At 70.2% G+C, this 10000-nt stretch carries 9 protein-coding genes and 1 pseudogene; 7 read left to right on the plus strand and 3 right to left on the minus strand.

Features of this window, described 5'->3' with window-relative positions:
• Window positions 1-57: 57 nt before the first annotated feature.
• Entirely contained in the window at window positions 58-1506 is a 1449-nt protein-coding gene (locus tag Q0568_RS02405; RefSeq protein ID WP_298861659.1) for an NAD(P)/FAD-dependent oxidoreductase, read from the minus strand.
• Between the two features lie 66 nt (window positions 1507-1572).
• Between Q0568_RS02405 and Q0568_RS02410 the strand changes: the two genes are divergently transcribed.
• Window positions 1573-2073 (plus strand): hypothetical protein, encoded by a 501-nt coding sequence (locus Q0568_RS02410; RefSeq protein WP_298861663.1) that lies wholly within the window; start codon window positions 1573-1575, stop codon window positions 2071-2073.
• Window positions 2074-2094: 21 nt separating this feature from the next.
• On the opposite strand, the gene Q0568_RS02415 is transcribed toward Q0568_RS02410, so the two are convergent.
• On the minus strand, window positions 2095-2754 hold the full coding sequence (locus Q0568_RS02415) for a TetR family transcriptional regulator (protein WP_298861665.1): 660 nt from the start codon (window positions 2752-2754) through the stop codon (window positions 2095-2097).
• Window positions 2755-2886: 132 nt separating this feature from the next.
• On the opposite strand from Q0568_RS02415, the gene sucC reads away from it, so the two are divergent.
• The 3 genes from sucC (at window position 2887) to Q0568_RS02430 (ending at window position 5758) form a co-directional block, all read left to right on the plus strand.
• Window positions 2887-4053, plus strand: a complete 1167-nt coding sequence (gene sucC, locus Q0568_RS02420) for an ADP-forming succinate--CoA ligase subunit beta (protein ID WP_298861668.1) — start codon at window positions 2887-2889, stop codon at window positions 4051-4053.
• A gap of 41 nt (window positions 4054-4094) precedes the next feature.
• Window positions 4095-4997 (plus strand): succinate--CoA ligase subunit alpha, encoded by a 903-nt coding sequence (sucD, locus tag Q0568_RS02425; protein WP_298861671.1) that lies wholly within the window; start codon window positions 4095-4097, stop codon window positions 4995-4997.
• Window positions 4998-5179: 182 nt separating this feature from the next.
• Window positions 5180-5758: a class I SAM-dependent methyltransferase gene (locus Q0568_RS02430; protein ID WP_298861674.1), complete on the plus strand. Its 579-nt coding sequence runs from the start codon at window positions 5180-5182 to the stop codon at window positions 5756-5758.
• 75 nt (window positions 5759-5833) lie between these two features.
• On the opposite strand, the gene Q0568_RS02435 is transcribed toward Q0568_RS02430, so the two are convergent.
• Complete coding sequence (locus tag Q0568_RS02435) at window positions 5834-7282, minus strand: NCS2 family permease (protein ID WP_298861677.1); 1449 nt, start codon at window positions 7280-7282, stop codon at window positions 5834-5836.
• A gap of 79 nt (window positions 7283-7361) precedes the next feature.
• On the opposite strand from Q0568_RS02435, the gene Q0568_RS02440 reads away from it, so the two are divergent.
• The 3 genes and pseudogenes from Q0568_RS02440 to purH form a co-directional block, all read left to right on the plus strand.
• Window positions 7362-8642: a DUF6350 family protein gene (locus Q0568_RS02440; RefSeq protein ID WP_298861680.1), complete on the plus strand. Its 1281-nt coding sequence runs from the start codon at window positions 7362-7364 to the stop codon at window positions 8640-8642.
• Window positions 8643-8646: 4 nt separating this feature from the next.
• Entirely contained in the window at window positions 8647-9222 is a 576-nt protein-coding gene (gene purN / locus Q0568_RS02445) for a phosphoribosylglycinamide formyltransferase (RefSeq protein ID WP_298861683.1), read from the plus strand.
• A gap of 36 nt (window positions 9223-9258) precedes the next feature.
• Window positions 9259-10000, plus strand: a pseudogene (gene purH, locus Q0568_RS02450) (bifunctional phosphoribosylaminoimidazolecarboxamide formyltransferase/IMP cyclohydrolase); the annotation flags it as partial.

Raw genomic sequence — 10000 nt, forward strand, 5'->3', positions numbered from 1 at the left:
TCAGTCAGAGCATGAGTCAGGAAGACCGCTGCGGGGCTCCCACCACCATCATCACGGTCAGAACAGGTCGGGGAGCTCGTGGGGGAGGCGGGCGTCGGCGAGGGCGGTGCGGGCGGCCAGCCAGCCGGACATGCCCGAGACCCCGGGGCCGGGCGGCGTGGCGGCGGATGCGAGATACACACCGCGCATCGGAGTGCGCCACGGTGACCGGGAGAGGACGGGTCGGCGGAAGGCCTGCCGCAGCGTGAACGCGCCGCCCAGCACGTCGCCGCCGATCTCGCTGGGGTTGATCGCCTCGCGAGCGGATGCCGGCACCGCCGCGCTCGCCAGCACGCGATCGCGGAACCCCGGAGCGAAGCGCTCCACCTGCCGGGTGATCAGCTCCGTGGCATCCAGCTCGGATCCGGCCGGGACGTGGATGTAGGCCCACAGCACGGCCTTGCCGGCCGGAGCCCTGGTGTCATCGAGCACCGAGGGCTGCACGACCAGCACGTACGGGCGATCGCTGACCGAGCCTCGGGCCACCGCCCGCTCACTGGCCCACACCTCGTCGCGCGTGCCGCCGACGTGCACGGTCGGGGCCAGCGCCACATCCGGGTTCGTCCACGGCACCGGGCCGTCCAGGGCGAAGTCCACCTTCGCCGCCGCGGGGCCGTAGCGGTACGCGCGCAGCGCCCTGGCGTAGCCGGCGGGGATGTCTGGATGCGTGAGGACGAGCCTCGGCGAGGTGTTCAGCAGCAGCAGATCCCCTCGAGCGGGGTCGCCCCAGTCGAGTCGGGAGAGGTCCCGCACGTGCTCATCCGTGCGGATGCTGCCGCCGTGAGCCTCCAGGTCGGCGATCAGCGCATCCGTGATGCGCTGCGCACCGCCCCGCGGATACGGCCATCCGGACGCGTGCCCGTGGGCGGCCAGCATGAGTCCCGCCGCGGACGCGGCCAGTGAGGGGAGCGGGGCGTTGGCGTGCGCCATCACACCCGCCATCAGCGCCGCGCCGGCCTCGGTGCGCAGCGTGGCCCGCGCCAGGGGCGTGCCCTGCTCCAGCATCCGGATGCCGAACCGCGCTGCCGTGATCGGATCGCGGGGGAGGCGCAGCAGCGCATGACCGGTGAAGTCGCTGACGCCGTCGATGCGGCGGGCCAGCGGCCGCACGTGCGCGTACCAGGCCGCGGCATCCGCGCCCAGCCCGGCGGCGGTGCGATCGATGTCGCGCCAGGCGATGGCTGCGCGTCCGCCGTCCAGCGGATGCGCGTACGAGATCTCCGGGGTGATCCAGTCCACGCGCTCGGTGATCCCGAACGCGCGGAAGAACGGGGAGGACGTCACGACCGGATGCACGGCCGAGCAGACGTCGAAGGCGAAGCCCGGGAGCGGTCCCGGCAGCGTGCGCACGCCGCCCCCGACCGTGGAAGCCGCCTCCAGCACCTCCACCCGGTAGCCGGCGCGAGCCAGCGCCACCGCCGCGGCGAGCCCGTTGGGGCCGCTGCCGATCACCGTCGCCCGCACCATGCCCCCAGTGTTCCACGGGCCCGCTCACGGCGATCGCCCGGCTCTCCGAGTGAGAGAATCGACACGATGAACGAAGTACAGGGGCCGACCCCCACAGGAACCTCCCGCCTCTACCGATCCCTCGCCGAAGCATTGCGGGCGCACCGCATCCCGGTCGAGAATCACGAGTTCATCGGAGCCGTCACGGATGCCGTCGGAAGCAGCAGCTTCATCGACCGCGGTCGCTACATCGAGGCGCTGCGCAAGGACGGCGCGCCGCTGCACATCGGCCGCACCTACATCAACGGCTTCACCGAGGACGAGCAGGTGCTCGTAGGCGGCAGGGCGCTCCCGCTGCTGGCCAGCGAGGGCCGTGCGCCGTACTTCTACGTGACCCAGCCGGGCGCGCTGCCTGCGATGGGTTCGAAGCGTCCCGCTGCGCGGGCATCCGGCGCCCGGGCTGCCGCGAAGCCGGCATCCGCTCCCCGCATGCCCAAGGCGACCCCGGTCGCGGAGCGCGACTACGGCGTCTGCGACCGATGCTTCATGGTGCGCAACGCCGCCGGCAAGTGCGGCTGCGACGACTGAACCGCCTGGGGGCGGGCGGCGTCAGCTGAGCTCGGCCTGCACGCGGCGGGAGATCTCCGCGATGGGCATCGAGCGCGGGAACACGGCCACCACGACGTCATCGGGTGCGGCATCCGCCCCGCCCGGCAGCACGCCGTAGCGGCGGCGCACGTCGTCCAGCGCGGTGCGCAGCGTGGACACCGGAACCTTCCGCCCGCGCAGCAGCTGCCGCAGCACGTGGTTGTGCACGGCCGTCACCAGCGCGGAGAAGCCGACAGCGTCGATCGGGGCGATGCCGGGCAGCGCATCGCGCAGGTACTCGTCGAACAGCCGCTCGTAGCGGAACACCGTCACGATCTCCCGATCGCGCAGCACCGGCACCTCGCGCACGATCTCGTAGCGGCGCCTGGCCAGCTCGGGATCGCGCACGAAGTACTCGAAGACCCGCTCGGATGCCTCGCACACGGCCTCCCACGGGTCGTCGTGCGGCTGGTCGAAGAACGACCGCAGATCGTCCAGCATCTGCTCGTGATCGGTGAAGACCACGTCCTCCTTGCCGCCGTACTGACGGAAGAACGTGGAGCGGGAGACACCGGCGGCCTTCGCGATCTGCTCGACCGAGGTCGCGTCGAAGCCCTGCGAGGCGAACAGTTCGAGCGCGGCGGCGACCACGCCGGTGTGGGGCTGAGACGCATGCTGCATAGGGTGAAGCCTAGTCGCGGCCGTTCGGGCCGACCCGCCAGCGGTAGTAGGCTTTTGGATCGGATCGAATCATCATCGAAACCCGACAGCATTGTCGCGTCCCATCCGCCGCAACCAGCGAAGGACTGCACTGTGGATCTCTACGAGTACCAGGCACGAGACCTTTTCGAGAAGTACGAAGTGCCGGTTCTCGCCGGCATCGTCGCCGACACCCCTGAGGAGGTGAAGGCAGCGGCCGAGAAGCTCGGCGGCGTCGTCGTCGTCAAGGCTCAGGTCAAGACCGGCGGCCGCGGCAAGGCCGGTGGCGTGAAGGTCGCCAAGAACCCCGACGAGGCGTACGAGGCGGCGAAGGCCATCCTCGGCCTCGACATCAAGGGCCACGTCGTCAAGCGCGTCATGGTCGCCGCCGGTGCGCGCATCGCCAAGGAGTTCTACTTCTCGGTGCTGCTGGACCGCTCCAACCGCTCCTATCTGTCGCTGTGCAGCGTCGAGGGCGGCATGGAGATCGAGCAGCTCGCCGTCGAGAAGCCCGAGGCTCTCGCCCGCGTGGCCGTCGACCCGATCGTGGGCATCAACAAGACCAAGGCGATCGAGATCGCCAAGACTGCGAACTTCCCCGACGAGCTCGTCTCGAAGGTCGCCGACGTGTTCGTCAAGCTGTACGACGTGTACAAGGGCGAGGACGCGACGCTGGTCGAGGTCAACCCGCTGGTCCTCACCGAGGAGGGCGACGTGATCGCCCTCGACGGCAAGGTGTCGCTGGACGACAACGCCTCCGAGGTGCGCCACCCCGACCACGAGGCTCTCGAGGACAAGGCCGCGGCCGACCCGCTCGAGGCCAAGGCCAAGGCATCCGGTCTGAACTACGTCAAGCTCGACGGCCAGGTCGGCATCATCGGCAACGGCGCGGGACTGGTCATGTCCACCCTCGACGTCGTCGCCTACGCCGGCGAGAAGCACGGCGGCGTCAAGCCCGCCAACTTCCTCGACATCGGCGGCGGCGCCAACGCGCAGGTCATGGCGAACGGCCTGGACGTGATCCTCGGCGACCCGCAGGTCAAGAGCGTCTTCGTGAACGTGTTCGGCGGCATCACCTCGTGCGTCGCCGTCGCGGAGGGCATCATCAAGGCCCTGGAGATCCTCGGCGACGCGGCCACCAAGCCGCTGGTCGTCCGTCTGGACGGCAACCAGGTCGAAGAGGGCCGTGCGATCCTCGCCGCCGCGAACCACCCGCTGGTCACCTCGGCCGCGGGCATGGACGAGGGCGCCGACAAGGCCGCCGAGCTGGCGAACGCCTGACGGTTCGACAGGCTCACCGACCCATTTTCTAAGGAAGAGAAATGTCGATCTACCTCAACAAGGACTCCAAGGTCATCGTCCAGGGCATCACCGGCGGCCAGGGCTCCAAGCACACCGCCCTCATGCTCAAGGCCGGCACCAACATCGTCGGCGGCGTGAACGCCCGCAAGGCCGGCACCGTCGTCACCCACGAGAAGCCCGGCGAGGGCGAGGTGGACCTGCCCGTGTTCGGGACGGTCGCCGAGGCCATGCAGAAGTCCGGCGCCGACGTGTCCGTCGCCTTCGTGCCGCCGGCATTCGCCAAGGACGCCATGATCGAGGCCATCGACGCCGAGATCCCGCTGCTGGTCGTCATCACCGAGGGCATCCCCGTGGGCGACTCCGCCGAGGCCTGGGCGTACGCCAAGTCCAAGGGCAACAAGACCCGCATCATCGGTCCGAACTGCCCCGGCATCATCACCCCCGGTGAGGCCCTGGCCGGCATCACGCCCGCAAACATCACCGGCACCGGCCCCATCGGCCTGGTCTCCAAGTCGGGCACCCTGACCTACCAGATGATGTTCGAGCTGAAGGACATCGGATTCTCGACCGCCATCGGCATCGGCGGCGACCCGGTCATCGGCACCACGCACATCGACGCGCTCGCCGCGTTCGAGGCCGACCCCGAGACCAAGGCCATCGTCATGATCGGCGAGATCGGTGGCGACGCCGAGGAGCGCGCAGCCGACTACATCAAGGCGCACGTCACCAAGCCGGTCGTCGGCTACGTGGCCGGTTTCACCGCGCCCGAGGGCAAGACCATGGGCCACGCCGGCGCCATCGTCTCCGGCTCGGCGGGCACCGCCGCGGCGAAGAAGGAGGCCCTCGAGGCCGCCGGAGTCAAGGTCGGCAAGACGCCGTCCGAGGCCGCCGCGCTGATGCGCGAGATCATCCAGGGTCTCTGATCTGAGATAGGCTGTACACGAAGGCCCCGGGCTCCACCCCGGGGCCTTCGTCTGCGTCCGGGAGGGGCCGGTCCGGGCATCCGCTCCCCGCGGAAGCACGCGGATGCCCTTCAGAAGTGCGGATGCCCTTCAGAAGTGCGGATGCCCTTCAGAAGTGCGCGCGTTCGACCTATCCTGTCCGGATGCCCGGTGATGTCATGACGACCCAGTTGCGCCGTCGGTGGCGTGCCGGCGTGCTGCCACAGCTGCACGGCGTCGTGCTCGACCTCGGCGCCGGCTCCGGGATCGCCGCTGACCACCTGGCATCCGACGTCGAATGGCTGGCGCTGGAGCCGCGTCGTCGCATCGAGCCCGCATTGCGGCAGCGCCTCGCACGGCGGCCGCAGTCGCGTCTGCTCACGGCATCCGCCGAATCCATTCCACTGCAGGCCGGATCGGTGGATGCTGTGATCGCCTCCACGGTGCTGTGCTCGGTGCGCGATCCCCTGGGCGCATTGGCGGAGGTCCGCCGCGTGCTGCGGCCCGGCGGGCGGATGGTGTTCTTCGAGCACGTCGCGGCGGACGCCGGTACCTGGACCTCCCGGATTCAAGCCCTCTACGCCCCGTTGTCGCGGCTCATCGACCACGGCTGCGACCCGCACCGCGACACCGCGGCGTCCATCGATGCGGCGGGCTTCGCCCGCGTCGACGTGCAGCGGATGCTGGCGCCCGGCGTGCTCGGAACCGTCGAGCCCCTCATCCAGGGGACAGCCGTGGCGTGAGCAGGCGCGGCTACGGGTGGAATGACGGAGGGGGTCGGATGCCAGGCATCCGACCCCCTCCGCGATCTGAGCTCGTCAGTGCGCCAGCAGCAGCTCGATGGGCCCGCGGGCGAAGAAGATCACGAACCCGATCGTGACGATCCACAGCAGCGGGCTGATCTCGCGGGCCTTGCCGGAGAAGGCACGGGCCACCACCCAGCCGATGAAGCCGGCGCCGATGCCGTTGGCGATCGAGTAGGTCATGGGCATCACGGCGACCGTGAGGAAGACGCCGAACAGGGCCGAGAAGTCGGTCAGGTCGATGAACCGGATCTGGCTCATCATCAGCGCACCGACGATCACCAGGGCCGCGGCCGCGACCTCGGTCGGGACGATCGACACCAGCGGCGTGAAGAACATCGCGATCAGGAACAGTCCGCCCGTCACCAGGTTCGCGAATCCCGTGCGCGCGCCCTCGCCGATGCCGGCGCCGGACTCGATGAACACGGTGTTCGACGAACCCGAAGTCGCGCCGCCCACGACGGCGCCGACGCCCTCGATGATCAGCGAGGACTTCAGCCGCGGGAAGTTGCCCTTCTCGTCGGCCAGGTCGGCCTCCTTGGCCAGGCCCGTCATGGTGCCCATGGCGTCGAAGAAGTTGGTGAACACCAGCGTGAACACCAGCATGAGCGCCGCCACCGCGCCCACGCGGCCGAAGGAGCCGAACAGATCGACGTGACCGATCAGCGACAGGTCGGGCAGGCTCACGAGCTCCTTCGGCAGGGTCGGGATCGACAGACCCCAGCCGCCGGGGTTCTTGTCGCCCTTCGCGCCGACGTGCCAGATGGCCTCGACGATCACGGCCAGCACGGTGCCGGAGACCAGGCCGATGAGGATGCCGCCCTTCACCTTGCGTGCGACCAGCACGCCGGTCAGCAGCAGCGTGACGACGAAGATCAGGGTGGGGATCGTGGCGACCGAGCCGCCCACGCCCAGCGCCACCGGCGGGGAGGCCGCCGCGGTCACGAAGCCGGCGTTGACGAAGCCGATGAAGGCGATGAACAGGCCGATGCCGACCGTGATGGCGATCTTCAGCTGCAGCGGCACGGCGTCGAAGATCATCCGGCGAAGCCCTGTGGCGCTGAGCACGACGATGATGAGGCCGTTGATGACCACCAGGCCCATCGCCTCGGGCCAGGTGACCTCGCCGACCACCGAGAACGCCAGGAAGGCGTTGATGCCCAGGCCCGCGGCGAAGCCGAACGGCAGCTTGGCGATCAGGCCGAACAGGATGGTCATGATCGCGGCCGTGAGCCCGGTGACCGCGCTCAGCTGCAGGAAGTCGAGCTTGTCGCCGACCACGTCGGGCGTGGACGACAGGATGATCGGGTTCAGGATGACGATGTACGCCATCGTCACGAACGTGACCACGCCGCCGCGGATCTCCGCACCGAAGGTGGACCCCCGCTTCGTGATCTCGAAGAATCTGTCGAGCGCGTTCCGTGGCTCGACGTCGGTATCAGGGTGCACAGGGGCAGTTGTCATCGGGACCTCCGCAGGAGAATCTATCGTGTCGCGTGGCCCGGCGGGGAGTATCGGATGCTCGTCGTAGGCTCGATGGGTCATGCAACGTGTCACCGTGCTGCTCCTCGCCGCCCTCGACGCCGTCATCGCGGCCGCCGTGGGGCTCGTCGCCGTGCTTGCGCCGTTCACGCTGCTGTGGGTGCTCGCGTTCGGCCTGAACGCCGACTGGGGTGCGCTGTGGCCGGTCAGCGGGACGCTGTGGCAGTTCGGCCACGGTGTGCCGCTGCAGGTGGTCCTGCCGGATGCCGTGCTGTCGGGGCTCGGCATCGCGAAGGAGGCGGCGACGTTCGCGGTCTCCGTACCGCCGCTGGCGATCCTGCTGTTCACACTGCTGTTCGGCATGCGCTCCGGCCGTCGGGCGGCTGTCGCCGGGGCCTGGATCAGCGGCGTGCTCTCCGGAGCCGTCGTGTTCGCGACCATCAGCGTGCTGGTCGGCCTGACCGCGCACTCGAGCGTGCTGCGCGCCCCGCTGTGGGCGGCCATGCTCATCCCGGCATCCGTGTACATCGCGGGCCTGCTCATCGGCGCGATCAAGCGCGCCTGGTCCGAGGGCGACGGCGGGATCGTCGACCGCGTGCACGATGTCGTCGACGGATGGGGCGACTGGTCTCCGGTGCCGGCCGAATCGCTGCGCGGCGCGACCTTCGTCGTCATCGCCCTGCTGGGAGCATCCGCCGTCGGCTTCGCCGTGATGACGGTGCTGCGCGGGGGAGAGGTCATCGCGCTGTTCGAGGCCGCCCGCGTCGACGTGCTGGGCGCGAGCATGCTCACGCTCGCCCACCTGGTCTACCTGCCCACGCTGCTCGTGTGGACGGCCAGCTGGCTCGCGGGCCCCGGGTTCGCGCTGGGTGCCGGCACCTCGGTGTCGCCCGCCGGGACCGAGCTGGGCCCGGTCCCCGGCATCCCGGTGCTGGGTCTGGTCCCCGCCAACTCGTCGATGTGGATGCTGGTGGCCGTGCTGGTCCCCATCGCCTGCGGCGCGCTGGCCGGCTGGATGGTGCGGTCCCGACTGGTGTGGGAGCGCATCGGCACGGGGATCTGGCCGCGTGCGGCGATCGCCACGGGCATCGCCGCCGTCTCGGCAGGCGTGGCCGCGCTGGCCGCAGCGCTGGCATCCGGCTCCATCGGGCCGGGAAGACTTGCGGATGCCGGGCCCGCGGCGGGCCCCTTCGCGCTGGCCATCGGCATCGAGGTGCTCATCGGCGCCGGCATCCTGCTGCTGGCACCGCGGCATCCCGACGAGCTCGCCGAGGAGCGGCTGGACCGCTGGCGCGAGCAGACGGCGGGCGGCGTAACGGACGTGACCGCCCCGGTAGACTGACCGGGTGCTGACGCTCGTCGTTCTCATCTCCGGTACCGGCTCGAATCTCCGAGCCCTGCTCGAGGCGACGAGCCACCCCGATTTCCCCGCCCGCGTGGTCGCGGTGGGCGCGGACCGCGACGCCGACGGCCTCGCGCACGCGGAGGAGTTCGGCATCCCGGCATTCACCGTCCCCTACGCGGCGTATGACAGCCGCGAGGAGTGGGGCGCGGCGCTGGCCGAGCAGCTGGACGCCTGGCAGCCCGACCTCATCGTGCTCAGCGGCCTGATGCGCCTGCTGCCGGCGGACGTGGTGGCCCGCTACGCGCCGAACATCATCAACACCCACCCCGCCTACCTGCCGGAGTTCCCCGGTGCTCACGGCGTACGCGACGCGCTCGCCGCGGGCGCCTCCCAGACCGGCGCCAGCGTGATCGTCGTCGACGACGGCGTCGACAGCGGCCCGATCCTCGCCCAGGAGCGCGTCGCTGTGATCGAAGGCGACACCGAGGCGAGCCTGCACGAGCGCATCAAGCCCGTCGAGCGGCGCCTGCTCATCGATGTCGTGCGGCGCATCGCCACGCGCGACCTCGTTCTCTGACCCACAACACCAACGCACGTCCGAAGGAGCATCATCATGGCCGGCCCCCGCCTCGATCCCTCGCTGTACCGCCACCGCGACCTGGTGCCGATCCGGCGCGCGCTGGTCTCGGTGAGCGACAAGAGCGGCCTCGTCGAGCTGGCCTCGGCGCTGGTCGCCGCCGGCGTCGAGATCGTCTCCACCGGCTCGACCGCGCAGACCATCCGCAACGCGGGCCACCCGGTCACCGACGTCGCCGCGGTCACCGGCGTCGAGGAGATGCTGGACGGCCGCGTGAAGACGCTGCACCCGAAGATCCACGGCGGCCTGCTGGCCGACCTTCGTCTGGAGGACCACGAGCAGCAGCTCAAGGACCTCGGCATCGAGCCGTTCGAGCTCGTCGTCGCCAACCTGTACCCGTTCGTCGCGACCGTGGAGTCTGGCGCCTCGCCGGATGAGATCGTCGAGCAGATCGACATCGGCGGCCCCTCGATGGTGCGGGCCGCGGCGAAGAACTACGCCAACGTCGCCATCGTCGTCTCGCCGGAGTCGTACCCGGCGATCATCGCATCGGTGCAGGCAGGCGGCACCGACCTCGCACAGCGCCGCGAGCTGGCGACCCGCGCGTTCGCGCACACCGCCACCTACGACACGGCCGTCGCGCAGTGGTTCTCCGAGGGCACCCTCGGCGACGGGGTCGATCTGCCCTCGCACCTGACGGTGAAGGCCGAGCGACTGAAGACGCTGCGCTACGGCGAGAACTCGCACCAGCGCGCCGCGATCTACACCCGCACCGGCG

Origin of the sequence: uncultured Microbacterium sp. (genome assembly GCF_937927635.1) — a bacterium.
Classification (GTDB): Bacteria; Actinomycetota; Actinomycetes; order Actinomycetales; family Microbacteriaceae; genus Microbacterium.

What these genes read in the sequence shown, in the direction of transcription:
- Q0568_RS02405 (WP_298861659.1), bottom strand. Translation starts at nt 1,506, where the DNA reads ATGGTGCGGGCGACGGTGATCGGCAGCGGCCCCAACGGGCTCGCCGCG.
- Q0568_RS02410 (WP_298861663.1), top strand. Translation starts at nt 1,573, where the DNA reads ATGAACGAAGTACAGGGGCCGACCCCCACAGGAACCTCCCGCCTCTAC.
- Q0568_RS02415 (WP_298861665.1), bottom strand. Translation starts at nt 2,754, where the DNA reads ATGCAGCATGCGTCTCAGCCCCACACCGGCGTGGTCGCCGCCGCGCTC.
- sucD (WP_298861671.1), top strand. Translation starts at nt 4,095, where the DNA reads ATGTCGATCTACCTCAACAAGGACTCCAAGGTCATCGTCCAGGGCATC.
- Q0568_RS02430 (WP_298861674.1), top strand. Translation starts at nt 5,180, where the DNA reads ATGCCCGGTGATGTCATGACGACCCAGTTGCGCCGTCGGTGGCGTGCC.
- Q0568_RS02435 (WP_298861677.1), bottom strand. Translation starts at nt 7,282, where the DNA reads ATGACAACTGCCCCTGTGCACCCTGATACCGACGTCGAGCCACGGAAC.
- Q0568_RS02440 (WP_298861680.1), top strand. Translation starts at nt 7,362, where the DNA reads ATGCAACGTGTCACCGTGCTGCTCCTCGCCGCCCTCGACGCCGTCATC.